General features: G+C 57.0%; 24 protein-coding genes. 4 read left to right on the top strand and 20 right to left on the bottom strand.

Going from position 1 to position 26171, the window contains the following annotated elements; translation table 11 throughout:
- Position 1: 1 nt before the first annotated feature.
- On the top strand, positions 2–601 hold the full coding sequence (recR, locus tag BM352_RS04225; RefSeq protein ID WP_090212940.1) for a recombination mediator RecR: 600 nt from the start codon (positions 2–4) through the stop codon (positions 599–601).
- Here the strand turns inward: recR and BM352_RS04220 are convergent.
- From BM352_RS04220 to fdhF, 12 genes are all read right to left on the bottom strand, one after another.
- Complete coding sequence (locus tag BM352_RS04220; RefSeq protein WP_090212937.1) at positions 598–2244, bottom strand: peptidoglycan-binding domain-containing protein; 1647 nt, start codon at positions 2242–2244, stop codon at positions 598–600. The genes recR and BM352_RS04220 overlap by 4 nt on opposite strands.
- Positions 2245–2257: 13 nt before the next feature.
- Entirely contained in the window at positions 2258–3412 is a 1155-nt protein-coding gene (locus tag BM352_RS04215; RefSeq protein ID WP_090212934.1) for a phenylacetate--CoA ligase family protein, read from the bottom strand.
- Positions 3413–3446: 34 nt separating this feature from the next.
- The gene (locus BM352_RS04210) at positions 3447–4268 is read right to left on the bottom strand and encodes an ABC transporter ATP-binding protein (protein ID WP_090212931.1); all 822 of its coding nucleotides are present in this window, start codon (positions 4266–4268) and stop codon (positions 3447–3449) included.
- A 62-nt stretch (positions 4269–4330) separates the two neighbouring features.
- The gene (locus BM352_RS04205) at positions 4331–5602 is read right to left on the bottom strand and encodes an ABC transporter substrate-binding protein (RefSeq protein ID WP_090212928.1); all 1272 of its coding nucleotides are present in this window, start codon (positions 5600–5602) and stop codon (positions 4331–4333) included.
- A gap of 63 nt (positions 5603–5665) precedes the next feature.
- The gene (locus tag BM352_RS04200; RefSeq protein ID WP_090212926.1) at positions 5666–6742 is read right to left on the bottom strand and encodes a branched-chain amino acid ABC transporter permease; all 1077 of its coding nucleotides are present in this window, start codon (positions 6740–6742) and stop codon (positions 5666–5668) included.
- Positions 6742–6993 (bottom strand): hypothetical protein, encoded by a 252-nt coding sequence (locus BM352_RS04195; protein ID WP_090212923.1) that lies wholly within the window; start codon positions 6991–6993, stop codon positions 6742–6744. The genes BM352_RS04200 and BM352_RS04195 overlap by 1 nt, the downstream gene beginning before the upstream one ends.
- Positions 6994–6995: 2 nt before the next feature.
- Complete coding sequence (locus BM352_RS04190; RefSeq protein ID WP_090212921.1) at positions 6996–7982, bottom strand: branched-chain amino acid ABC transporter permease; 987 nt, start codon at positions 7980–7982, stop codon at positions 6996–6998.
- 20 nt (positions 7983–8002) lie between these two features.
- Complete coding sequence (locus BM352_RS04185) at positions 8003–8443, bottom strand: hypothetical protein (RefSeq protein ID WP_090212919.1); 441 nt, start codon at positions 8441–8443, stop codon at positions 8003–8005.
- Between the two features lie 70 nt (positions 8444–8513).
- Positions 8514–9335, bottom strand: a complete 822-nt coding sequence (locus tag BM352_RS04180) for an ABC transporter ATP-binding protein (RefSeq protein ID WP_090212917.1) — start codon at positions 9333–9335, stop codon at positions 8514–8516.
- 55 nt (positions 9336–9390) lie between these two features.
- Positions 9391–11352: an AMP-binding protein gene (locus tag BM352_RS04175; protein WP_245780908.1), complete on the bottom strand. Its 1962-nt coding sequence runs from the start codon at positions 11350–11352 to the stop codon at positions 9391–9393.
- A 108-nt stretch (positions 11353–11460) separates the two neighbouring features.
- On the bottom strand, positions 11461–12660 hold the full coding sequence (locus tag BM352_RS04170) for a hydantoinase/carbamoylase family amidase (RefSeq protein WP_090212914.1): 1200 nt from the start codon (positions 12658–12660) through the stop codon (positions 11461–11463).
- 9 nt (positions 12661–12669) lie between these two features.
- Positions 12670–15435: a formate dehydrogenase subunit alpha gene (gene fdhF, locus BM352_RS04165; protein ID WP_090212912.1), complete on the bottom strand. Its 2766-nt coding sequence runs from the start codon at positions 15433–15435 to the stop codon at positions 12670–12672.
- A gap of 170 nt (positions 15436–15605) precedes the next feature.
- Here fdhF and BM352_RS04160 point away from each other — a divergent pair, with 170 nt between their 5' ends.
- Complete coding sequence (locus BM352_RS04160; RefSeq protein ID WP_090212909.1) at positions 15606–16652, top strand: saccharopine dehydrogenase; 1047 nt, start codon at positions 15606–15608, stop codon at positions 16650–16652.
- On the opposite strand, the gene BM352_RS04155 is transcribed toward BM352_RS04160, so the two are convergent.
- The 6 genes from BM352_RS04155 to BM352_RS04130 form a co-directional block, all read right to left on the bottom strand.
- A complete protein-coding gene (locus tag BM352_RS04155) occupies positions 16649–16963 on the bottom strand; it encodes a DUF3775 domain-containing protein (protein ID WP_090212906.1) in 315 nt (104 codons plus the stop codon). The genes BM352_RS04160 and BM352_RS04155 overlap by 4 nt on opposite strands.
- 78 nt (positions 16964–17041) lie before the next feature.
- Positions 17042–17773, bottom strand: a complete 732-nt coding sequence (locus BM352_RS04150; RefSeq protein ID WP_090212903.1) for an SDR family NAD(P)-dependent oxidoreductase — start codon at positions 17771–17773, stop codon at positions 17042–17044.
- Positions 17770–18333 carry a DUF3833 domain-containing protein gene (locus BM352_RS04145; protein WP_090212900.1) on the bottom strand — a complete coding sequence of 188 codons (564 nt, stop codon included), beginning with the start codon at positions 18331–18333 and terminating at the stop codon, positions 17770–17772. The genes BM352_RS04150 and BM352_RS04145 overlap by 4 nt, the downstream gene beginning before the upstream one ends.
- Before the next feature lie 5 nt (positions 18334–18338).
- Positions 18339–19577, bottom strand: coding sequence for an MFS transporter (locus tag BM352_RS04140; RefSeq protein ID WP_090212897.1), 1239 nt, complete (start codon positions 19575–19577; stop codon positions 18339–18341).
- Positions 19577–20335 carry a DUF1365 domain-containing protein gene (locus BM352_RS04135; protein WP_090212892.1) on the bottom strand — a complete coding sequence of 253 codons (759 nt, stop codon included), beginning with the start codon at positions 20333–20335 and terminating at the stop codon, positions 19577–19579. Before BM352_RS04135 ends, BM352_RS04140 begins: the two co-directional genes overlap by 1 nt.
- Positions 20332–21627 carry an NAD(P)/FAD-dependent oxidoreductase gene (locus BM352_RS04130; protein WP_090212890.1) on the bottom strand — a complete coding sequence of 432 codons (1296 nt, stop codon included), beginning with the start codon at positions 21625–21627 and terminating at the stop codon, positions 20332–20334. Before BM352_RS04130 ends, BM352_RS04135 begins: the two co-directional genes overlap by 4 nt.
- 248 nt (positions 21628–21875) lie before the next feature.
- On the opposite strand from BM352_RS04130, the gene BM352_RS04125 reads away from it, so the two are divergent.
- Entirely contained in the window at positions 21876–22394 is a 519-nt protein-coding gene (locus BM352_RS04125; RefSeq protein WP_245781026.1) for a sigma-70 family RNA polymerase sigma factor, read from the top strand.
- A gap of 8 nt (positions 22395–22402) precedes the next feature.
- Positions 22403–23059 (top strand): ChrR family anti-sigma-E factor, encoded by a 657-nt coding sequence (locus BM352_RS04120; protein WP_090212884.1) that lies wholly within the window; start codon positions 22403–22405, stop codon positions 23057–23059.
- On the opposite strand, the gene BM352_RS04115 is transcribed toward BM352_RS04120, so the two are convergent.
- Both BM352_RS04115 and mutL read right to left on the bottom strand, forming a co-directional pair.
- Complete coding sequence (locus tag BM352_RS04115) at positions 23056–24279, bottom strand: DNA recombination protein RmuC (protein WP_090212882.1); 1224 nt, start codon at positions 24277–24279, stop codon at positions 23056–23058. The genes BM352_RS04120 and BM352_RS04115 overlap by 4 nt on opposite strands.
- Positions 24276–26132, bottom strand: a complete 1857-nt coding sequence (gene mutL, locus BM352_RS04110; protein WP_090212879.1) for a DNA mismatch repair endonuclease MutL — start codon at positions 26130–26132, stop codon at positions 24276–24278. The genes BM352_RS04115 and mutL overlap by 4 nt, the downstream gene beginning before the upstream one ends.
- Between the last annotated feature and the right edge of the window lie 39 nt (positions 26133–26171).

Genomic DNA, 26171 nt, shown 5'->3' with positions numbered 1-26171 from the left:
CGTGTCAAACTCAACCAAAGATTTGGATCATCTCATCGAGATGATGGCAAAGCTGCCGGGACTTGGCCCCCGTTCGGCGCGGCGTGCAGTGTTGCACATGATCAAGAAGCGCGCGCTCCTTATGGTACCACTCGCCGACAGTTTGCAGCACGTCGCCGCCACCGCGCGGGAGTGCCTGAACTGCGGGAACATCGGCACCTCAGACGTTTGCGACATCTGCACCACTGAAAAGCGCGCAAACGGAGAAATCTGTGTCGTCGAAGACGTCGCCGACTTGTGGGCGATGGAGCGTTCCGGCGTCTTCAAGGGCCGTTACCATGTATTGGGTGGCACCTTGTCCGCGCTGGACGCCATTGGGCCAGAAGAGCTACGCATCCCAAAGCTGATGGACCGTGTGGTCGGCGAGCAGATTAGCGAAGTCATTTTGGCGCTTAACGCCACAATCGACGGTCAAACAACCGCGCACTATATCGCAGGCGAACTAGACAGGCGTGGCGTTACCGTAACGTCGTTGGCGCAAGGCGTCCCAATCGGTGGGGAGTTGGACTACCTCGACGACGGGACCATTTCTGCGGCGTTGAAAGCGCGCAAAGCAATCTAGCGCAGCACCGAATCCGCGAGCAAGCGAACCAGTGTCTGCTGGCTCAGGAAACCGGTGCGCGGCAAATTTCGCGCCTCTTGATAGCGTCGGATCGCGCGGCGTGTGTCATCGTCAAATGTCCCGTCCACTGCGCCGGGCTTTAGGCCTAGCGACCGCAGCCGATCTTCGACCAAACGCTTGGTGCCACCATTCAGACCCAAACGTTCCTCATTGCGTTCGGCCGCACGCAAGGCGTCTGCGTTCTTTGCCTCAAACTCCAATTCAGCAATCTGCGCGCGCGCCTGCTCAACAAATGCGCCCTCGGGATTTGCCTGAATGTAACCTTGGTATGCAGCCAGCGACCCTACCGATACCGCGGCATCCCAGTCCGCGCGATCCTGCTCGGCAGCGGCTGCGCGGCGGGCGTCTTCAAAAGGTTCAAGACGCGCTGTCGCGAGTTCGGCAAACACCCCGTCGGGGTAGCGCTCCAGATAGGCGCGTAACCCTGTTTCGTCGCCACCTTGGCCCGTAGCTCGCCAATATGCGCGGTCCTTGCGTTCCAGCTCGACCTTACGAATTCGCGCCTCTTCTTCCAGTTCCTGCGATCGGCGATCGGCTTGCGCCTTGATCCGCTCGATCTGGGCAAGCGTCAGGAACCCCGTCGCGTCCTCCCCGTTCACATTCTGCCATTTCTGGATGGCAGCTCGCGACCCGCGACCAAAAATACCGTCAATTCCGTTCGGATCGTAATCTAACAAAGACAAGGAGCGTTGAATCTCGCGGCGTCTGTCTCGGCTCAAATTGAGTGCCGCTTCACTTTGTTCCGCTAAAAGTTGCGGCTGCGCTATGATCTTTTCAATTTCAGCGCGCGCTTGATCGGTGAACAGCCCTTTCGGGTGGCGCTTCAAATAGGCCTCGTAGGCGTCTAGCGTCCCGATATCCTGCGTTACTTTCCACAGCGCCTTCTGATCGGCATCCGGATCGACTTTCACCACGGCAGGTGGGGCTTCTCCGTCGCTTGGAAGGAACGGAACAAGCGGGGCCATAAAGCCCATGCCTTGCAAACTCGGCCAGGCGTTCAGCGCGTTTGCGATGGATTGCCCTTTCACGGGAAGCGCGTCTTTGGCGAAATCAGCAACATCGCCTGACGGACCGATAATGACGCTTACCCCTTGCGGGATGTCGAAGCTTCCTAAGCCGGTGCGCATTCCGCTGCCGAACTTAAACTCTGCCTCCTCCACACCCAACGCCACGACAGCACCGCCAGGGGAGCGGCCAGCGATTTCCAGAAGTGTCGAGATTGAAACGGCCTGGGCGTTGACCGACACCAAATCAGGCCCGTCCGCATCAGATCCAATGAACCAGTTCCCGCTAGTGCTCTGGCCGAAATGCCCTGACAAAGCGACGACCACGCGCCCCGATCCGTCGGTTTTGGAGTTCAAGTTCGACACCAAGTCCAAGAGCGCAGCGGCGCTCAGGTCCGCGCCGCTCAGAACTTCGAACCCAGCGTCCTGCAACGGCGTAACCGCGTCCAACATCTCGTCCGCGGATCCCAGATCTCGCCCGTTGGCATAGTCTTCGTTGCCGACAACTAGGGCCATGTCCCCCGCCCAGGCAGGCACCGACATTAACAACAGGGCGGCTAGGCTGGCGTGGGGTTTCATGGCAAAATCCTCTCTAATCGTAGCTACGTTGATCCTCGATCACGAGCCCATCATTGGGCAGGCTACCTACGGGGACAACGTCTACAGCGCCTTTTAGTTTCAACACATCAACAATAGAGCTGGCGAAAACCTCCGCGCTTCCACCGTCAGCCTCAATCAAAACACGCATTGTGTCCATTTCTCCATCGCGGGAGGCCACGACCCTCGCCCGTACGATCTCGGCATGCTTCGCAACGAGATCAGCCACCTGTTCGGGACGTACGAACATGCCTTTGATCTTGGTTGTCTGGTCCGCCCGTCCCATCCAGCCTTTGATGCGCATGTTGGTTCGCCCGCATGGCGATGTTCCTGTCATAATGGCGCTCATGTCGCCCGTACCAAAGCGGATCAGCGGGTAATCGGGGTTCAACGATGTGACAACAATCTCGCCAACTTGGCCCTCGGCCACGGGCGTCCCGGTCCCGGGCGTCACAATCTCGACGATAACGCCTTCGTCGATGATCATACCTTCCATTGCGTCAGACTCGTAGGCAATATGCCCAAGATCGGCCGTTGCATAGCATTGGAGACACGAGATACCACGATCCGCATAGCTCTGCCGCAACGACGGGAATAACGCACCGCCCGACACCGCCGCCTTAGTGAAGCCCAAGGCCTCCCCCATTTCATCGGCCTTCTCCAATATAACATTCAAATAGTCTGGCGTGCCTGCATAGGCCGTCGCGCCGACGTCTTTGGCTGCGCGAACCTGTAATTCGGTTTGGCCCGTGCCCGCTGGCAGGACCCGCGCGCCCACGGCGCGTGCGCCATTTTCAAACATCATCCCTGCGGGGGTCAGATGATAGCCGAAACAGTTTTGCACGACATCGTTGCGGCCGATCCCGCAGGCGTTCAAAAACCGACCGAAGCGCCACCAGTCGTGGGACACGCCACCAGGCTCGTAAATCGGCCCCGGCGATTGAAAAACATGCGCGACGTTGTCGACATGCATGCCTCCAAATGGCGGCTTTTCTTTCTGCTTCGCCGAAAGGTCTGACTTTCGCAGCACAGGCCTGCCTGACAGCTCCGCCAAACTCTTTAGTTCGACGCCAAGCTTTCGCAATGCTGCCACTTGAGCGGCTTCGCGTGCGTCCGCACTGCGGGTCTCCAAGTCATCATAGAATCCCACGCTACGTCTCCATTTGGTTAAAAGTACTAAAAAACTACGACAGCCAACGTTTGCGACGCCGATAACTGCGTACATCGCGGAACGACTTTCGTCCCTCATCCGACATACCAAGGTAAAACTCTTTCACGTCGGGGTTCTCGCGCAGTTCTGCGGCAGGTCCGTCCATTACAACGCGACCGCTTTCAAGGATATACCCGTAATGTGCAAATCGTAGTGCCACGTTGGTGTTCTGTTCCGCCAGCAGAAAGGACACGCCCTCCTGTTCATTCAAAGACTTCACAATTCCGAAAATCTCTTCCACCAGCTGCGGCGCAAGTCCCATCGACGGCTCGTCCAACAAGATCGTTTCGGGCTTGGCCATCATCGCGCGGCCAATCGCAACCATCTGCTGCTCTCCGCCAGAGGTGTAGCCCGCCTGTGACGTGCGCCGTTCTCGCAAGCGCGGGAAATAGGCGTAGACCTTTTCCAGATCAGCCGCCACAGCGCCGCGCCCATCGGATCGGGTATACGCGCCGGTCATCAGATTTTCTTCGACTGTCAGGTGTTCAAAGCAATGGCGCCCCTCCATCACCTGAATAACCCCACGCTTCACCATATCCGCAGGATCCAGCCCGGCAATATGGTCGCCGCGATAGATGATCGACCCCTTGGTCACCTCACCCCGCTCCGAATGCAGCAAGTTCGACACCGCTTTCAGAGTCGTCGACTTGCCCGCCCCGTTGCCGCCCAGAAGCGCCGTAATCCCGCCTTGCGCCACCTTCAGGGACACGCCCTTCAGCACCAGAATGACGTGATTATAAATCACCTCAATGTTGTTGACCTCCAAGAGGGTCTCAGTTTTGGAACCATCCAGCATTTCAACATCCTGCTAAAGTTGGTGGAGTCCCGGCCAGCATACGCCAGCCGGGAACATTAGTCTTACTTGCAGCCCGCTTCGATGCCGGCTTCGGCTGCGAATGCTGCGCTGTCTTCGTCGATCAACGGCTGGATCACGTCTTGATCAGAGCCTTCATAGCCCGTGATCAGCGACCATTTTTTCGCCGCTGCATCCCACTGCGCTACAGCTCCAAGGCCGTTGCCGCCGTGGTTCTGGCAAGACACTTTGAACTCAGGACCAAAGCCTGGCAGTCCGATCTCGGCCATTTTGGCTTCGGTCATTTCCAGTGCTTCCATGCCGTCGCGCATCATGGCAGGTGTCAGGTTCTTCTCGCCCGACAGCTCTTGCGCTGTTTTGGCAGCTTCGGAGGCCAACATTGCAGCATACATGCCACGGTTATACAGCGCCGTGCCAAGTTGGTCGCCAGCACCTGCAGCTTTGCCCGCATCGACCACGTATTTGCGCAAGTCGTCATAGAGCGGGTAGTCGTCGCCGAGGTTATGGAACGTCAGAGCCTTGTAGCCATTCGCACGGTCGCCTGCTGGCAGCACGTCATTTTCCGAGCCGGACCACCAGATACCAATGAAGTTTTCCATCGGATAACGGATGTTGGCCGCTTCCTGAATGGCGACTTGGTTCATAACGCCCCAGCCGTACATGATGACGTTGTCAGGGCGCTGTTGGCGGATTTGCAGCCATTGCGATTTTTGCTCTTGGCCGGGGTGGTCGACTGGAACCAACATCAACTCAAAACCGTGCTTCTTGGAAAGCTCCTCCAAGGTGCGGATCGGCTCCTTGCCATAAGCAGAGTTGTGATAGACCAGCGCGATTTTCTTACCAGAGATGTCGCCAAGCGACATGATGTGGTTGATCGCGTGCGATGCCCCATCCCAATAGTTGGCCGGATAGTTGAACACGTTGGAGAACGTCTCGCCGTTCTTCGCAGATGTCCGGCCATAGCCCATGGTGTGCATCGGGATGCCGTCAGCGGTCACTTTCGGGATCAGCTGGTAGGTGATGCCGGTCGACAGCGGCTGGTACACCAACGCGCCTTCCCCCTTGGTGGCCTCGTAGCATTCCACACCCTTCTCGGTGTTGTAGCCGGTTTCGCATTCGATCACTTTGATCGGCACGCCGCCAATGCCGCCGTCGCGCTCGTTCAGCAGGGTGAAATAATCTTCGTATCCATCCGCGAATGGAATACCGTTGGCGGCATATGGGCCAGTGCGATAGGACAGCGACGGGAACACAAGGTCTGCCATCACTGGGCTGGCTGCCATCATGGCCGCCACTGCTAAGGTCGTCAGTTTCATCTAGTTTTTCCTCCCTAGAATGTTTTGAAGCGTAGGGCGGGGTTCACCCCGCCTCGATTTTGATTAATGCGGGAACGGCCACAGCCGAAGTTTCTCTTTCGCCAAGCGCCAGAGTTGCGCCAGGCCGTGCGGCTCCAGAATCAAGAACACGATGATCAGGCCACCAGACACGATGAATTGCAAATGCGCCGCCAGATCCGTGGGCCAGCCCAGCATTCCGACAAAGACGTTCTTCAGGAACACAGGCAGCAGCACCATAAAGGCAGCACCGGCAAAGGATCCGAAGATCGATCCCAAACCACCGATAATCACCATGAACAGCACCAAGAACGACTTGTCGATCCCGAAGCTTTCCCCCACCTCAGCCGCACCAAGGTAGACGCTAAAGAACAGCGCGCCTGCGACCCCGATAAAGAAGCCCGACACCGCAAAGGCCGTCAGCTTCGCCATCATCGGGTTTACGCCGATGATCTCGGCGGCGATGTCCATGTCGCGGATAGCCATCCATTTACGTCCTACTGAACCGCGTGTCAGGTTCCGCGCGATGATCGCAGCCAGAGTCACGAAGATCAGGCAGATCATGTATTTCGCCCAAGCTTCGGTGTTGGGACCGGTTACAATGATGCCCAGCACGTCACGCTCTGGCGACGAAATCTGGCCGGACGCAGAGTAGTTGTAAAACCATGGCACCTTGTTAAACAACCAGACCAAAAAGAACTGCGCGGCCAGCGTCGCCACCGCCAGATAGAACCCTTTGATCCGCAGCGACGGCAGCCCGAAAACCGTCACAACCCCTGCCGTAATCAAACCTGCCAGCGGTACATGCACCAGCATCGAGATTTCGGGGAAAGCTGTCATCAGCTTGTAGACGGCGTATGCCCCTACAGCCATGAAGGCGCCGGTACCCAGAGAAACCTGCCCACAATAGCCGGTCAGAATATTCAACCCGATCGCTGCAATGGCGTAGATCAGGAACGGCACTGCCACAGCGTTGGCCCAATAGTCGTTGATGATGAACGGGATAACCAGAAAAGCGACCGCCAAAACCACATAGTAGCGGTAGCGGTCGAATTTGATCGGGAAGGTTTGGCTATCCTCGGCATAGGTGGTGCTAAAGTCGCCTGATTCACGATAGAACATTAAGCGGCTCCCCCGTCGGTCTCGCGAACGCTGTCGGGCACGCGGTTGCGTGGCTTGGCATAGCCCGTTGCCTCTGAGTGGCGCACCAGCTGCATGTAGGTGAACAGCCCGACCGCAGCGCCAACTACCGCCAGCAGGCCAGCGATCATGATCTGGGACGTGTTACCGACATCAGCGCTTAGCGCCAGATACCCAAAGGCCCAAAAGCCCGACCACGCAATGACGTTCAAAACGGCAATCAGTTTGCTCATGGTCACACCCTTTCAATAATTTTTTCGCCGAACAGCCCCTGCGGGCGGAAGACGAGGAATAGCAGCGCCAGAACGTAGGCGAACCAGTTTTCAGTCGCGCCACCGACCATTGGGCCAATCAGGAACTCGAACAGCTTCTCACCGACACCGATGATCAATCCACCGACAATGGCACCGGGGATTGAGGTGAAGCCGCCCAGCATCAGCACCGGCAGCGCCTTCAAGGCAATCAGGGACAGCGAGAACTGCACGCCCGATTTGGCGCCCCACATAATTCCCGCGACCAACGCCACGAATCCTGCGATCGACCAGACCAACACCCAGATGAAATTCAACGAAATGCCCACAGACAGAGCAGCTTGGTGGTCATCGGCAACCGCCCTCAAAGCGCGACCCTGCTTGGTGTATTGCGAGAACATAATCAGTACTGCAACTAGGATCGCAGCCACGATGCTGGCGGAAATGTCGAGATTGTCGATAAAGAACCCGTATCCAAACGCCTCGAATGTCGTGACATCAATCCATTCATTGATGCCCTGCGGCAAACCCACATCCAATTTCTTGATGTCGGAACCCCACATCAGATCGCCGACGCCTTCTAGGAAATACGCAAGGCCTATGGTCGCCATGAAAAGGATGATCGGCTCCTGATTGACCAGATGCCGGAAGATGAACTTCTGCACCAGCCAAGCGAAGGCCACCATGACCCCAGCTGTCAGGATGATCGCCAGCAATGCTGGCACATGCCAGCCGAAATGGTGCAAATCCGTCCCGAAGGTCGCGTTGATCAGGTGGCTGAACGGCACCTGTCCGTCCATAATCCCCACCAAGGTCAGCGCCGCAAACAGGGCCATGACGCCTTGCGCATAGTTGAAAATGCCCGACGCTTTGAAGATTAGCACAAACCCCAAGGCCACCAGCGCATACAGCACGCCAGCCATCAACCCGTTCAGGATGACTTCCATCGCAAAGAGAAACTGCTCAGGCATCGGAGCCTCCATTCATTGGTTCACGATTCAAGATCTGTTTCCTCCACGCGCATTATGAGGTTGCTGCCTTTGCCCCGCATCGACAGGGTCACATCAAGCTTTGGCTCGCGCCAAGAAGTGCTTCGTAACAGAAAGCCGGGGGCACGCTTGTCGATCAGCTCATATCGCACATCAGCTTGAGCTGACTCGCTCCAGCTTGAAGATGACTCGGAAAATCTAGTGGCGGCTCTAGGCCCAACATCAATCCAGCACCATTTCGACGCTCCTGCGCGCCCATCCGAGATCGCCAGCTTTGCGCCATCGATTTTGTACGTTGTGTAGGTATCACCATCATTCTTGAAACTCTGATACGGCTCAAGTGTCGTGGGTTGGGCCAACGAGATATTTTCCATGGGAAGCAAACACAGAGATTCGAACTCTTCCCACGCCCCCGCCAGCGCAGCAGATGTGGTCAAAGCCATCGCACACAGAGAACGAGCAAACGGCCCGACACAACGCCGGCGCAATTTTCCAAAGTCTCCGACGAGCGGCCTAATCATGCGCCACCCCCAGATACGCATCAATCACCTCTTGGTTGTTGCGCACCTCATCCGGTGTTCCGTCGCCAATCTTTTTGCCGTAATCCATCACGACAACACGGTCCGACAGGTCCATAACCACACCCATGTCGTGCTCGATCAACGCGATGGTCGTTCCAAATTCATCATTAACATCAAGGATAAAGCGGCTCATGTCCTCTTTTTCTTCGACATTCATCCCCGCCATCGGCTCGTCCAAAAGCAGCAGCTTAGGTTCTGCAGCCAGGGCGCGCGCCAGCTCCACGCGCTTTTTCAAACCGTAAGGCAGACGACCTACGGGTGTCTTCCGGATCGCCTGGATCTCCAGAAAGTCGATTATCTTCTCAACGACCTCGCGGTTTTCAGTCTCTTCTTTCTCGGCTTTCCCTTTCCAGATCATCTGGCTCAGCATTCCGGATTTCATATGGGTCAAGCGACCCGTCATGACGTTGTCCAAAACGCTCATGCCTTCAAACAAGGCGATGTTTTGGAAGGTCCGCGCGATCCCTTGTCGGGCCACCTGATAGGGGCGCATCGGTGCACGTTTCTTGCCATGAAACCACACTTCGCCTTCTTGCGGGTTATAGAAGCCTGAAATGACATTCAGCATCGATGACTTGCCGGCGCCATTCGGTCCGATGATGGCGCGAATTTCGCCTTCGTTGATATCGAAAGAGATGTCCTTGATAGCCACCACACCGCCAAAGCGAAGAGTGATGTTTTTCATTTCCATCATGGTGCCACCGATCTTGCGGCCATCCGCAGTCGTGTAGTTTCCACCTGTCAAAGCGTTCATAGTGCTACCTCACGGGATGGCGGGCGGGGCGAAGATGAAATCGAGCGTCGCACCGTCATTCCGCCGCAACTTTCCGGATATCGAAGACACGTGCATCACGCACCTCCAAAGTCGCCTTGATCGACCCTTTGCGGCCGTCTTCATAGGTGACTTCGGTGGTGGTCGAAATGTGCGCCGACCCATCATACAGGGCCTCGATAATGTCAGCGAATTTCTCTTCGATGATCCGACGCCGCACCTTCAATGTTCGCGTCAACTCACCATCATCCGCATCAAGTTGCTTATGCAATACCACGAACCTGTGCACCTGACAGCCTGACAGCATCGGATCCTCGGCGACGCTCGCGTTCACCTCTTCCACATGTGCCTGCAACGTCTCAAGGACCTGCGGATGGCCCGCGAGCTCCTGATAGCTGGAGTAGGCAATATTATTGCGCTCCGCCCAGTTGCCGACAGCGGTCAGATCGATGTTCAGGAACGCGGTGCAATATTCTTTGCCGCTGCCGAAAACGACGGCCTCCAGAACATTCGGGAAAAACTTGAGTTTGTTCTCGACATACTTGGGCGCGAACAACGACCCATCCGCCATTTTGCCGACATCCTTAGCGCGGTCGATGATCCGCAAATGACCGCTGCCCTCTTCGATGAAGCCAGCATCGCCCGTCGCGACCCACCCTTCTGCGTCTTTGGTCGAGGCGGTGCTTTCGTCATTCTTGAAATAGCGAACGAACACGCCGGGGGAACGATAGAACACCTCACCATTGTCCGCGATCTTGATCTCAACCCCCGGGCTAGGGACGCCAACCGTATCGGATCGTACTTCGCCGTCTGGTTGTTGGGTGATGAACACAGACGCTTCGGTCTGGCCGTAAAGCTGCTTCAGGTTGATCCCAAGTGAGCGGTAAAAGTCAAAAATCTCCGGCCCGATCGCTTCGCCTGCCGTGTAACCCACGCGCACCCGCGAAAACCCAAGCGTGTTTTTCAGCGGGCCGTAAACCATCAACTCGCCCAGCTGATATTTCAGCTTGTCTCCGAAGCTTGCAGATTTTCCGTCAAGCAGATCGGGACCAACTTTCTTGGCATGGTCCATAAAATAGCGGAACAGCCACTTCTTGAAGCGCCCTGCGTCTTCCATACGGATCATCACGTCGGTCAGTTGCGTTTCGAAAACACGCGGTGGCGCGAAATAATAGGTCGGACCAATTTCTCGCAGATCGCTGTGCATGGTTGCAGGGCTTTCGGGGCAATTTACGCAGAAACCCGTCCAGTAGGCCTGCCCAATCGAGAAGATAAAATCGCCGACCCAAGCCATCGGGAGGTAGGCCAAAATCTCGTCTCCAGGACGTAGGCTGTCAAACTCGGATGATGCCTTAGAAGTCTCGATGATATTTCGGTTCGACAGCACGACGCCCTTGGGCTTGCCGGTGGTGCCCGAAGTATAAAGCATCACGCAAGTGTCGTCGTAGGTCTGCTGGTCTTTGCGGCGCTCCAGCTCGACACGATCGCCATCAGCGCGACCCTTTTCCTGCAAGACCTGGTATTTCGTCAGCGCGGTATGGTCGTATTTACGCAAACCGCGAGGATCGAGATAGATCATATGCTCAATGCCGGGCAGGCGGTCATGCACTTCGAAGACCTTGTCAATTTGTTCCTGATCCTGAGCGATCACAAATCGTGCACCGCAATGATCAAGAACGTAGGCAATCTCGTCGGCAACCGAATCTTGATAAAGTGGCACAGGAACTGCACCCACCATCTCTGCTGCCACCATGCTCCAGTAGAGGTAGGGTCGGTTTCGACCAATGATCGCAATATGGTCGCCTTGGTTCACGCCGAGGGTCAACAACCCCAACGCAAGCGCTTCGATCTCTTCGGCGGCTTCGGACCAAGTCCAGCTTTGCCAAATACCGAATTCCTTTTCGCGATAGGCTGGCTTGTCTCCGAACTCAGCGGCGTTGCGCGCCAGAATTCGGGGTAACGTGTCCAGACCAGCCGAAGCAGTTGTTGCGTGAACCAAAATTTCCTCCCAGAGCCGGAATGACCGACAGAGGGGCTTTTCACCCCTTCTTGGAGGAATACTGAGCGGCGAGCGGGGCGAGGTCAAATGTTTTTTTTGAACAGTTGTTCAGATAGCGCTATCACCCGCCGCTGCGCGCGCCAAAACTCTTAGTCCAGCGATCAAATCCGCCTCGGCGGTGTCCTCTGTGAAGTCATGGCTGATGCCGCCGATCGACGGCACAAACAGCATCGCCACGGGCAGCGTTCTCGCGACATTGGTGGCATCATGCAAAGCGCCTGACGGCATGTCGCGCCACTGATCCGGCGTCTCGATTGAAGCAGCAGCCGCCAACCTGCCACGCAGAATCGAATCCATTGCTACAGGGTCAAGCCCCAACATGGGTCCGAACTCCACCGTCAAACCGAGATCACTGGCAGTGGTTTCAATCGCTTGCCGGATCACCCGCTCCATCCGATCCAATCGCGGTAAATCTCCATCGCGCCATTGCATGGAGAACGTGACCCGCCCCGGAACAATCGACGCCGCGTTCGGATGTACGGACACATGACCGATTGTCCAAACCGAAAGCGGGGTGACCACGTTACGCAGATCTTCTGCGACCCGATGGCTGATCCGCATCAATCCCTGAACCGCGTCCTTGCGCATATGCATGGGCGTCGTACCGGCATGATTCTGCTGACCTTTCAGGATCACGCGCATGTCCCGAATGCCAACGATACCACTGACGACCCCGATGCTTTCGCCGGACTGGTCCAACACCGGACCCTGCTCGATATGCGCCTCGATAAAGCCGGTGAACTTTGAAGCAGGAACCATCGGGCCGGTTACAAGATGCGCCATTTCAGATCGTGCCTTGGCAAAGGTAATCCGGTCATTGTCCATGAGCTTGTCGGCGTCGGCTAATGATAGCCCGCCAGACCAGACCGAGCTGCCAGTGGTCACACCAAAGCGGCCCTCTTCATCCTGAAATGAGACGACCGAAATAGCTGGCCCGCCTTGCTCAATACTGGTGCGTGCAACCTCCAAAGCAGAAATCACACCATAAGCGCCGTCGAGCCAGCCACCTTCAGGCTGACTATCGGAATGGGACCCTAACAACAGGCTCGGTTCCTCGGCCAAGCCGAACAAATTGCCGACCTCATCAAAGTGAGGAGTCAATCCCGCTGCGGCCATCTTGCCTGCCAACCATTCCCGCGCAGCAATGTCTGCGTCAGAATACGCGGGGCGCACGACGCCTTTGCCTGTCGCCCCGAAACGTCTTAGTTCGTGAAGATCAGTTAGGAAGCGGTCGGCGTTGGGTTTCATTGCTACGAATTACTCCGCCGCAACGGGTCGCTTCACCGCCTCGACCCTCACGGCGGCAAACTTGAACTCCGGAATTTTTCCGAAAGGGTCTACCGCAGGATTGGTCAGAATGTTGGCTGCCGCCTCCACATAAGCGAACGGTAGAAACACCATGTCGGGGGCCACCGCGCGGTCGGACCGCGCCATGACATCAATCGTGCCGCGCCGCGTCGTCAGGCGTAGCATCCCACCGGGCTCGACCCCAAGCTTGCGCAAGGTGGACGGGTGAAGTGAGCAGTTCGCTTCCGGCTCCATCGCATCCAGAACCGAGGCGCGACGCGTCATCGAACCCGTATGCCAATGCTCCAGCTGGCGGCCTGTGGTCAGGATCATCGGATACTCGGCGTCAGGGCTTTCATCCGGCGCAATTACATTGGCGGGGGTAAACTTTGCCCGCCCGTCCGCTCGGGGGAAACCGTCGCCGAAGACGATGGATTGGCCGGGATCGGTTGGGGAAAGCGACGGGTAGGTCACAACGTTTTCACCCATCAAGCGATCCCACGTGATGTTGTTCAGCGAACCCATATTTAGCTTCATCTCGGCAAAGACATCCGCCGGGCTCTCATAGTCCCAACCCAAGCCCAGGCGCTTGGCCAGCTCGACTTCGATCCACCAATCCTCTTTCGCATCGCCCGGAGGTGAGACAGCGGGACGGCCCATTTGCACTTGGCGGTTGGTGTTGGTGACCGTGCCGGATTTTTCGGCGAACGCAGATGCTGGAAGGACCACGTCGGCGAAATTCGCGGTTTCAGTAAGGAAGATGTCTTGCACAACCAAGTGGTCTAACTTCGCCAACGCGTCGCGGGCGTGCTCTACATCCGGGTCAGACATGGCTGGGTTTTCACCGAGGATATACATTGATTTGATATCGCCTGCGTGAACCGCGTCCAAGATTTCGGTCACGGTTAGGCCCTTCTCGTTCGAGAAGTCGCCCGATCCCCATACATCAGTAAAGGCAGAGCGCACGCCGTCGTCCATGACGCTTTGGTAATCCGGCAAGAACATTGGAACCAGACCAGCGTCCGACGCGCCCTGAACGTTGTTTTGCCCACGCAACGGGTGCAAGCCTGCCCCCGGACGACCGACCTGTCCGGTCATCAGGGCGAGGCTAATCAGGCATCGGGAGTTATCTGTGCCGTGGATATGCTGGGAGACACCCATACCCCAAAAAATCATTGCAGACTTGGCACCCGCAAACGTCCGCGCCACATCGCGCAGCATCTCCGGCGCGATGCCGCAGATTTCGCTCATTTTCTCAGGAGAGAACCCCGCAAGGTGGGCTTTCTCCGCCTCCCAGTTTTCGGTGTAGGCGTCGATATATTGTTGGTCGTACAGGCCTTCTTCAACGATCGTATGCATGATCGCGTTCAGCATCGACACATCCGCCCCAGGACGAAATTGCAGCATGTGCGAAGAGTATCGCTTCAACGCCTGACCGCGTGGGTCCATGACAATCAGCTTGCCGCCGCGTTTGGCGAATTGCTTGAAATAGGTCGCCGCAACGGGGTGGTTCTCGGTCGGGTTGGCGCCGATGACGATAGCCACGTCCGCGTTCTCGATTTCATTGAATGTCGCTGTGACCGCGCCGGAGCCGACATTCTCAATCAATGCCGCAACAGAGGATGCATGGCAAAGCCGCGTACAGTGGTCGACATTATTGTGCCCAAACCCTTGGCGAATGATCTTTTGGAACAGATAGGCTTCCTCATTGGTACACTTCGCGGATCCGAAACCCGCGACTTCGCGCCCCCGTCCCTTCATGCCGTCCGCCGCCGCATCTAGCGCTTCTTCCCAAGTGGCTTCGCGGAAGACGTCTTGCCAGTTGCCAGGATCGACATTCATCCCCTTCGCAGGTGCGTCGTTGCGGCGGATAAGCGGCTTGGTCAGGCGGTGGTCGTGGTGGATATAGTCAAACCCGAACCGGCCTTTGACACATAGACGACCTTCATTCGCGGGGCCGTTGATGCCATCGACATATTTGACCTTGCCGTCCTTTACCTTCAGCGAAATCTGGCATCCCACGCCGCAGAACGGGCAGATGCTCTCCACCTCTGAATCGAAGTCCTTGCTGTCACCGACTTGGTTCTCATCGGTCACAGTAGCAGGCATCAACGCGCCCGTGGGGCAAGCCTGAACGCATTCGCCACACGCCACACAGGTGCTGTCACCCATCGGATCCGCGAAGTCGAACGTGGGGTATGAATCGTGCCCGCGACCAGACATACCGATCACGTCGTTCACCTGAACTTCGCGGCAAGCGCGTACGCAAAGGCCGCACTGAATACATGCGTCCAGGTTCACAGACATTGCGACATGGCTATCGTCCAGCAACGGAATGCGACCCTCTTCCAGCTTGGGGAATCGACTTCTCGACACGCCTTGCATCGCCGCCATATCCCAGAGGTGGGAAGATTTGTCGTGGGCGACCTCGGGCTCCGGCTGATCAGCGACCAGCATTTCAACGACCATCTTGCGTGCCGTTTCTGCGCGGTTGGAGTTGGTTGTAACGACCATGCCGTCGCTTGGCTCACGAATGCAGGAGGCAGCAAGAACCCGTTCGCCCTCAATCTCGACCATACACGCGCGGCAGTTGCCATCAGGGCGATAACCGGGCGCGGGCTTATGGCACAGATGCGGGATCACAAGGCCGCGGCCATTGGCCACTTCCCAGATCGTCTCACCTGCTTGGGCCTCAACCTGCGCACCATCGAGTATGAATTTGATCGTATCGGTCATTGGGCTGTCTCCTTGCCTGCGCCAAGTTAAACCATCGGGCAGACAATTTCAGAGTTTCATGCGCGACCTCCGACACCGTATTTGCGTCAGCTTGTTTCCCATCAGCGCGGGGGTGGCGCGTATTGGCGGCGTCGCGTAAGCCTTGATGTAACATGCGAAAGGAAGCTGCCATGACACATCTTTGGGTCCGCTCGGAAAGCCGCAACCACGAGCAAAGGGTGGGTGTCACCCCCGATGGCGTCAAAGCATTGATCGATGCGGGCATTGAAGTGACGGTCGAGGAAAGCTCTACACGGGCGATTCCAATCGATGGGTATGTCGCTGCAGGGTGTAACATAGCAGCCGAAGGCAGCTGGCCCGACGCCCCGAAAGACGCGATTATCTTTGGCCTGAAGGAGCTGCCGGACGACGGAACGTCGCTGCCGCATCGCCATATCATGTTCGGCCACGCCTTTAAGGGGCAGCCATCTGGCCGAGTGCTGCTCGACCGCTTCAAAGCAGGCGGCGGAACACTTTACGATCTCGAATACCTCGTCGGAGAGGACGGGCGTCGCGTCGCGGCATTCGGGTATTGGGCCGGGTACGCCGGTGCTGCGGTCAGCCTTCTGTGTTGGATCGCACAACAGAAAGGCGAGATTTCTGAACCTGTCGGGGTCTACGCGTCATCTGAGGCGATGCAAAGTGACCTGCGCGCGCGCCTTGCACCGCTTGGCGATGCGCGACCCTCCGCTCTGATCATCGGTGCGTTGGGGCGTGTGGGCACAGGCGCTGCCGACCTTTGCACGTCGATGGGGGTTCCAGCGACCAAATGGGATATGTCCGAAACTGCTGGCGGCGGCCCATTTCCCGAGGTGATGAGCCACGAGATTTTTCTGAATTGCATCCTAGCGCGACCCGGAACACCTGTGTTTGTCCCCGCGTCCGCCAAAACGGACCCACGAAAACTGTCGGTAATTGGGGATATCGCTTGCGATCCCGACAGCGATTTCTCGCCAATCAAGGTCTACGATCGTGTGACGACTTGGGATGTACCGGCTCTGAGAGTCCATGGCGACCCGGTGTTGGATGTCACCGCGATCGACAACTTGCCGTCGATGCTTCCCGTGGAATCTTCAGAGGATTTCGCCGCCCAGCTTTTGCCAAGCCTTCTCACATTAGACAGGCTCAGTTCAGGGGTTTGGTCCCGCGCAAAAGCGACGTTTGACGCGCATCTCTAAAGAATATCGTCCTCGGCCTCTGACAGATCGAAGCCCATCATCTCGGCACCGTTTTCAAGGTGATCGGCCAAGTGCGGAATCCCCAAAAGGTAGTCCTCTGTGGGCGTCACTTTTTCTTGGCGAGCGGTTGTCAGCGCTTCATCCCATTCAGCTGCGTCAAAGCTGCCTCGGCCGATCCAAGTCAGCGCAACCAACTCGGCCTGCTCATCCTCGTTCAGCCCGTCGATGAACGCACGCAGCTCTGCTTCGGCTCGGTCAATTTCGTGGGCGAACAGGACGACCTGCGCAACCTTGTGCAAGGAAATGTCCATCTGCAGTGCTCCTCATTTGTGTTGATCCACCGTAGGAGGCCCGTGACGGGCGTCCCATGATTTGGATCAAATCCAAGCTTAGGAGAAGATGCGGTAGTAAATCCAATCTGGCAAGAACTGGCTACCTCTGAAGACAAGACTAAACAGCCGCGGGAAACTGCGTTTGAACCCGCCGCTCGACATATGATCGAACACGATCTGGGCCGCGTCCTCCGGCTCCATGATAAACGGCATATTGAAGTCGTTTTTGTCTGTCAGCTGGGTCTTGATGAAGCCCGGGTTGACCACTTGAACATCAACTCCAGTTTTGCGCAGATCCGCATACATACATTCAGCCAAACTCATTGTCGCAGCCTTGCTTGCCGTGTAGCCGATCGACCCCGGAAGCCCGCGAAATCCAGTCAGGCTAGAGGTAATGACAATATGCCCATGGTCGCGCTTCACCATGTTCGGCACGACTTGCCCCAAAACGCGCGCCGTGCCGGTGAAATTGATGTCACACATAGCGTTCACTTGGTCGGCGTCCCATTCCTTGGCCCCGAGCGGCCAATACACACCTGCCAAATGAACATAGCCGTCGATCTCGCCGACCTCTTCTGCCGCGCGGATCACATCGTCATTGTCGGCCACATCGAGCGTCACATAACTCGCCTTCGGCCCAATCTCCGCCACTGCTTGCTTCAGCTCGTCTTCACCACGCGCTGACAAGACAACGTCCGCACCAGCTGCCACCAGCTTGTCTGCCAAGGCACGCCCCAAACCTGCCGACGCACCAACCAGCCAGTATCGCTTTCCATCAAAAGATCTCACGCCGCTTCCTTCTTGCGCATCGTAGCCACGAGTTCAGCGACCTTGATTCCATATTTGCGGAACTGGCTTCGGTTCATGATCGTGCCGTTCTCGACAAGATACATCCAGTCGACCGTGTCCAATTCATGACCGCCGGAGCTCTCCGGCAGCTTGATCCTGTAGTTAAGTTGCACCGCAGGGCCCTTTTGCATTCCAGTCCCGACACCGATCACATCAGGTGCCTCAGCCTTGATGGAGCCGTCATTGCCAACGGTAAGCGTCCATTCACGCTGCTGGCGGTCGCCGCTGTCATACACGAATTCCTCCCGCATGACGCCGACATTACCTGTCCACTGAACATCCATATCCGCGACGAACCGAGATGTTACCTTCCCAGTCGGGCCATAAATCATCCCTTCGCAAAGAATCGGGCCACTCAAATGGGTGCGCAAATCGAAAGCTGGACCCTTCCCCTCGAAATCTTCGGGACGTTGCCCAAGAAATGAAAACTTCCTCGACCAGACACCAAACAATGTCGTCGCCAATAGCATACCAAAAATCGTGAACCCAAGCATTTCCATGGATGTCATTCCTTTAAGGGGGTTGTTAGCAAGATCCCAATTGCGACCAATTTCAGCGCACAAGGCACCAAGGCATAGAGGAGCGTTAGAGTGATCAAGGCTGCCTCGGGGTTGTTGCCTGTCCCCGTAACGAATCCTTGTGCCTCCAATGCCGGAAGCAAGATTGCCGCGGCAAAGGCCAGTGTAAATTTGTTGACCAGTGACCAAAGGCCAAACCCCTGGCCGCCGCTCGGCGATATAACCGACATGCGGCGCGCGAATAGCGCAGGGAGCAGAGTTAGGTCTGCACCGATGGTCGCGCCGGTCACGATGCAGATAACCGCAAACACCACGACATCGCCCTCACCCAGAGTCAGAACGCATCCGAAGGCGGTAATCGCAATGCACATCGCCAAAAGCAGGACGACCTTTTCGCCCCAAGTAGAAGCAAGTCGCGCCCAGACCGGCGCCGACATAGCCGCGGCAAGAAAGAACAGGACTAGCAGCGCTCCCTCCCAGCCAGGTGCGCCAAGTCGGCTTTCGACGTAGAACAGAAACAAGGTGGAAGACACGGCCAAAGGCGTCGCGTTGACCAGAGCCAGCAAAAGCAATCGTCTTGCCGTCCTGTCGGCCAAGATCGCGCGCATACGCGTCGGCTCATGGTCTACTGTTCCTGACCATTCGGGTGCCATGAGGGCCGCGGCAATAATCGTCACGCCAGCAAACCCCGCGGCAAACGCTGCAAACGGTGCTGGGACCACACCCTGCAAAAGCGTTGGCGTAACAGCGGCCACACAAACGCCAAGTAAGGCACCTGTTTCCCGCCAAGCTGCGACCGTGGTGTGGCCTCCGGATACGGTCTCTGCCTTAGCAATGCCCTGCGCGTAAAAGTTGATCGTGAGAAAACTAAAGGCCGTGAACAGGCCCGTAATTGTCAATCCAAACCACCAGATCGGGGCGATGGGTGGCGCAACCCCAAACAGCCCAAGCATAGAAAGCGCCAGAACCGCTGCTCCTGCAGCAACCGCCGCCTTGCGCCACACTCCCAATCTTTCGCTGATCCAGCCAAGAACGGGGTCCTGCACAACGTCGAACAATCGCAACCCAAACAGAACAGCCGCAAGCGCTGCGAGGCTAACACCGTAAGTGTCTGCATAGTACTTTGGGGCGTAGATATAGATAGGAAGTCCCGCGCCGGACAAAACGGCAGCGAACAGGGAATAGGCCGCCAGCCTGTCACCGACCCGTGGAAGGACCGAGGACATCACCGCGACACTTTTTCTGCGGGCGGCGTTGGGTGTGACCGGAACTTAGCCCCTTTCCACCATAGCTTTAGCGCCTGCCAGTGGATCAATCCCAAGACACGCCGCGACCCGAAAGGCCTGCGAAGGCACGCCCGCAGGATCGAAGAGTTGGTGAGCGCTGTTCGCTTGCCGGTCAGTGTCGCCAGCAGTCCGTTTTCGCCAGAGGTGTAGTCGATCCAGACCCCGACCTTGTCGCCGGTAAAGTCAAACCGGAAGGTATAACTGCCTTCTACGGGTTGAAACGGCGAGACGTAGAAAATTTTGCGAGCGGTGAGCGTGTCGGTGGGACGAATAACCCTTTGATCGTCGTGAAAGCACAAATAGCAGTGACGGTCGCCATAGGTGTTTGACACCTCTGGTATGACCACGCGCAGACCGCCATCGGCATCAAAACCAAGCCAGAAGCTAACGGGGTTGAAAACGTGCCCCAACACACGAGGCTGCGCAAGGAGCTCAACCCGGTCGACGATATCCATCAATCCTTGCGATTTCAGCACCTCATGCGCCCACGGAAGCCCCGCGCCCTGCTTCGGGTCTCCCCCATGATCACTGTCGTGCAAGGACACCACATTGGCCCCGTTTCGCGAAAACAACAGAGGCAGCTTCAGGTCTTCTGACGGGTCGAACAGAACGTAGTCCACGCCATATCTGAAGGCGTTCTGAATGCCTCCTTTGCGCCCGTGAAAGGTCACCCCCTCGATATGACTAATTCCGCTCACGCAGCCGCTGCCGCGTCAAATTTCGTGGTGAGCGACGTTGCCACATCTACCGCACTTGAAAGCCCGTCTTCGTGAAATCCGTTTTTCATCCACGCCCCGCAGAACCATGTCCGGTTGGTGCCGTTCATCGCCTTGATGGTGTCTTGCGCCTTCAAGGCGGCGACATCGTAGACCGGGTGATAGAAGGTCTTTGTATCATAAATCAGGTCTTCACGTATCGCGCGGGTCGAATTGAGCGTCACAAACAACGGATCGTCCTCGGGAATCGCCTGAAGGGAGTTCATCCAGTAGGTCAGATCAATCTTGTCAGACGACTTGTCTTTGTCCTCGCAATAGACCCAGCTGGCCCAAACCTTTCGGCGTTTGGGCATCATGCCGACATCTGCGTGCAGAACGGCCTCGTTGGGTTGGTAGCGAACAGCGCCCAGCGCAGCACGTTCAGTGACCGACGCATCAGAAAGCATCGCAAGACTTTGATCGGAATGCGCGGCGAAAACAACTTCGTCAAACCGTTCAAGCGTGCCTTTTACAGGTGTCACTTCAACATGGGAGTGGGCCCGCACCACAGACTTGACGGGTGTGCCGAGCCTTATATCCACACCTTGGCTTTCAAGACGCGCCGCTAGCTTCTCGACATACTGCGTGGACCCGCCTTTAACCGTGCGCCATTGATGTTGGCCCGAATACCCCAGCAACGCGTGGTTTTGCATGAAACGGATCATCGCCTGAGCCGGAAACGCCTCCATCCGCTCAATCGGGGTGGACCAGATCGCTCCGGTAAACGGCAAAAGGTACTTGTCGCGAAACCACGACCCGGTGCCAAGCTGCCCGAGCAACTCGGATATGGAAAGGTTAGGGTCCTTAGCGGCCTCCACGGCCTTGGCGTTGAAACGCACGATGTCGCGGATCATCCGCAAGAAACGAGGATCGACCGCATTCCGACGCTGCGCGAAAATCGCGTCGATACTGTGCAATCCATACTCAAGCTTACCTCCGCCAATAGAGGCGCCGAAGCTCATGTTGCTGTTGACGGTTTCTACACCAAGCTCAGCAAACAACTTCACAAGATGCGGATAATTCGTCTCGTTATAAACGATGAAGCCCGTGTCGACCGGCTGGTCGCCCCGCTTACCCGCAATGATGGTGCGGGCATGGCCACCCAATCTGCTCTCGGCTTCGAACAATGTGACGTGGTGGGATTTCGACAGCATGTGCGCCGCCCCCATGCCAGAGATTCCCGCCCCGATCACTGCGATACGCTTTGGGGCTATGTTCATGGGTTCAAACGGCATTCCGGTCTCCAGCACACTTGTTTTTCTTGTTGTGTAAGTGTTACGCGCTGCGGCCCTGAATGGATCAATGACCGTGAAGTGATCCAGATTAATTTCTGGCGCGTAGAAGGTTCATGTTGACGGCAGACATAACTATTGATGACCTTGATGTTGCGCCAATTGGCGGTTGCAAACCGGCACGCCAAAAGGTCGAGGCCAAGAGGGGTCGAGAAAAAGAAGTGTCTGCCAAAGAACAAGAAGATTTGCGCATGGTCGAATGCGTTCTGCTGATCCGAGACGCCCAAGACAAGGCGGCCTTTGCAGAGCTTTTCCGACACTTCGCGCCGCGTGTGAAGGCGTTCCTGATAAAATCAGGGTCGGACGCCTCATTGGCCGAAGAGTGCGCGCAAGACGTCATGGCAACGCTGTGGCGGAAGTCTCACTTGTTCGATCCAACACGGGCCAGCGTGAGCACTTGGGTGTTCACAATCGCCCGAAACCGCCGGATCGACATGCTGCGCAAGCAGCGTCGTCCCGAGCCGGACGAGTTAACATGGGGTCCAGAATCAGAGCCGGATGCGGCGGAGGTTCTGGAGTTCCAACAAGAAAGTACGCGATTGGTTCAGGCTTTGTCTGAGCTGCCCGAAAAGCAAAGGGTTCTGATCCAGAAGGCCTATTTTGGTGATCTGTCGCATAGCGAGATTGCCGATCAGACTGGCCTTCCGCTGGGGACGATCAAGTCGAGAATTAGACTGGCGCTGGAAAAGCTGCGCCACACAATGAAGTGAAACTGGACATGACGAACATTAAACATCATCTGAACGATGCGCTGCTGATCAGCTATGCGGCAGGCAACCTGCCTGAAGCCTTCGGCCTTGTTGTGGCGACACATGTCAGCATGTGCGACGATTGCCGAGTTCGCCTTGAAGCCTTCGAGGCCGTCGGTGGCGCGATGTTATCTGGCACATCTGGCGACTCAGCGACATCCGAGATGGAGGTCGATCTGGACGCTACACTAGCGCTCATTGCACAAGATCCCGTAGACCGGAAAGCGCCGATCCGCATCAAGCCTGGCCTGTTCCCGACCGCGCTGCAAGACTACGTTGGTGGTGATTTGGACGCCGTTAAATGGCGCCCCGTCGGCATGGGTGTGCGTCAGGCAATTTTGCCCACCTCCAAAGATGCGAGCGTGCGTCTGCTGCACATCCCTGCGGGCTGTGCGGTGCCTGATCATGGCCACCGGGGCACAGAATTGACCTTGGTTTTGCAAGGCGCATTCCGTGATGAATTTGATCGGTTCGGACCAGGTGATCTGGAAATTGCGACAGAAGAAGACGAGCACACGCCCGTAGCGGAAGCCGGGGTGGACTGTATCTGCCTTGCAGCGACCGACGCCCCTCTGAAATTCCGGGGCATTATTCAACGGATTGCGCAGCCCTTCTTGCGGATTTAGTCTTCCAGCTTGCTCAGCGGCACTACATTCGTGGCTTCCGGGGCCAGCTCTTCGAAATCAAAATTGTCCAGCCGGTCTGCCCGCTTGCCCGCGCGGGTGGCGGCTGTAAGCACGCCTGCAACGTCGTCACCGGCTTGCCGCAGATGCGTTTCCAACTTGCCCGCTTTCTCGCCGATGATCTCGACGTCCCGATGAAGCTGACGCAGCGCTTTGCGGATTTCGCCCGTTTGTTCCCGCATTCTCGAATCCTTCAGGATTGATCGCATCGTGTTCAGCGTGGCCATGCAGGTCGTGGGCGACACGATCCAGACGCGCGCCGCAAACCCTTCGCGCACGATATGTGGCAGGCGGGAATGGAGTTCAGCGTAGACTGCTTCGGACGGCAAGAACATCAACGCCCCGTCCGCGGTTTCGCCTTCGATCAAGTAGCTGTCCGAGATTTTTTTGATGTGAACCCGCACGGCCTGTCCCAAAGCGGTCAGTGCTCGCGCCTGCTGGTCCTTGGTTTCAGCGGAAACGAGCGCCTCATACGCCTCCAACGGGAACTTCGCATCAATCACAATCGGTCCGGGCGGGTTGGGCAGTTTGATCAGACAATCCGCACGCCGCCCGTTCGATAGGGTGCATTGGAAAGTGTAGCTATCCGCAGGCAGCGCCTTGGATACGATGTCATTCAGCTGAATCTCCCCGAACGCCCCGCGTGTTTGTTTGTTGGACAGGATATCTTGCAGCGACAGTACATCGCCCGACAACTTCTCGATATTGGTCTGGGCCTTATCGATGGTCGCGAGCCGTTCTTGAAGTTGTGTCAGAGACTTCGTTGTTTTCTCGGAGGAGCCGTGGAGCGTGTCATTCATACGCTCCTGCAAGTCGGACAACGAACGCGCAGACTTCATTGCATTTTCGTGCAGCCGTTCCGCCATTTTTTGTTGAACTTCGGCCAGTCGGACTTCCATCGTTTGGATCGTCATGGTCTGGCTCTTGGACAGGCTTTCCATGCCCCCCGTAAGCTGGGCCTGGCCGTTCCCCAAATTTTGAACAGTTTGATTGAGCAGGCCCATTTGCATCATCATAGGCTCTGTCATGCTCGCCGCCCGTCCAGCGGATCGGACAACGATGATCAGCAGAACAACCATCAGAACAAGCACAGCAGCCCCGACGAGGCCCGCAATAACCAGTGGGTCATCCCACCTTAAAACAATGTCACCGATCTGGATCATGTGCGTCCGAACAACCGTTCAATGTCAGTCAGTTTCAATTCAACATAGGTGGGGCGGCCATGGTTGCACTGGCCTGAATGAGGCGTCGCCTCCATCTCACGGAGCAGCGCGTTCATCTCGTCCGCGCGCATCCATCGGCCCGACCGGATAGAGCCGTGGCAGGCGACGCGGCTGAGTACGGCCTCTATCTTGTCGGCGACAAGCTGAGTGTCGCCAAGATCGTCAAGTTCGTCCAGAATATCGCGCACCATAGCCTCTGCGTTCACTTCACCCAAAATAGCCGGCGTTTCGCGCACAGCAATGGCGCCTGCTCCAAATGGCTCCAAGGTCAGGCCAAGCTTTGACAGCGCATCTGCATGGGCAAGCAAGATCGCAGCATCGCCTTCTGACATTTCCACGATCTCTGGTATCAATAAGGCCTGCGCGGCGACGCCGTTCTCCGCCATTTGTTTTTTAAGTTTCTCATAGACCAGCCGTTCGTGCGCCGCATGCTGGTCGACGATCACCATGCCGTCTTTGGTTTGGGCGATGATGTAATTCTCGTGCACCTGCCCGCGCGCGGCCCCCAAAGGTTGGTCTTGCGATGCCATCGGGTCCGGCTCGACCACATCCACGCGGCTGTAAACGGCTTGCGTCTCGCTAAACCCCCGCGGCTCATACTCTGGTGTTTGTGTTTGATAAGCGCCCCGCAAAGCGGATTGGGACGGGCGGTCCATCTGATAGATCGGCCTGTCGACACGCTCGGGGCGAAACGCGCCCAATGTGGCGCCAGCTACCGTGGTCGACGCACGGTGCCCTGCCTCGGCTAACGCGTGCTTGAGCGCCGAGACGATCAGCCCCCGCGCCAGCCCCGGATCGCGGAACCGCACCTCTGCCTTGGCAGGGTGCACGTTGACGTCAACTTTGGTCGGGTCCAATTCCAAAAACAGCGCCACCGCAGGATGCCGGTCGCGGCTTAGGAAGTCAGAATACGCGCCGCGCAGAGCTCCGATCAAAAGCTTGTCGCGCACAGGGCGGCCATTCACGAACAGAAACTGGGCGACGCTCGTGCCGCGCGAATAGGTTGGCAGTGCCGCGTAGCCTGTAAGGGTAATCCCGTCGCGTTCTGCATCAATGGGCAATGCGTTATCCGCAAACTCCGCCCCTAGGATTGACCGCAATCGCCCACTCAGCGCGTCAAACATGTCGCCCGATTGCGCGTCGGCGCGGAAGGTCACGCGGCCTTTGTCATCGCGCGACAGGTCACGGATGGTAAAGCCGACATAGGGCTCCGCCATCGCCAGCTTCTTGATCACATCCAGTATCGCCGATGTTTCTGCACGGTCGGAGCGCAGGAATTTCAGTCGCGCAGGCGTGGCATAAAACAGGTTACGCAGCTCGACTACGGTGCCTTTGGTCAATGCCGCGGGCATTACGGGCTGCATCACGCCCCCGTCCACCGTGATCTGAGCGGCATCTTCCCCAGAAACGCGAGAGGTGATGGTCATGCGCCCAACCGATGCCATGGACGGCAAAGCCTCGCCGCGAAACCCGAAGGTGTGGATATTCAGAAGGTCAGAACCGTCGATTTTAGAGGTCGCATGTCGCGCGAGCGCCAGTGGCAAATCTTGCGCTGGTATGCCGTGCCCGTCATCAGTAACGCGGATTAGGGTTTTTCCGCCGTCCTTCAGGCAAAGTTCAATGCGGGTCGCGCCAGCGTCAAGCGCGTTCTCCACGAGTTCCTTCACAGCGGATGCAGGGCGTTCAACAACCTCACCAGCCGCAATGCGGTTCACTGCGACCTCATCCAACTGCTTGATCTGAGGCCGTTTTGCCGGCTGGCTATCGCCTATGTTGGGGGTCAGAACATTCATACCGCAATTTGTAGCACGCTCGATCCCGATTCGGCCATG

The organism is Litoreibacter janthinus (assembly GCF_900111945.1).
In the GTDB taxonomy this organism is placed as follows: domain Bacteria; phylum Pseudomonadota; class Alphaproteobacteria; order Rhodobacterales; family Rhodobacteraceae; genus Litoreibacter; species Litoreibacter janthinus.
This window is presented reverse-complemented; position numbering and strand designations above follow the sequence as displayed.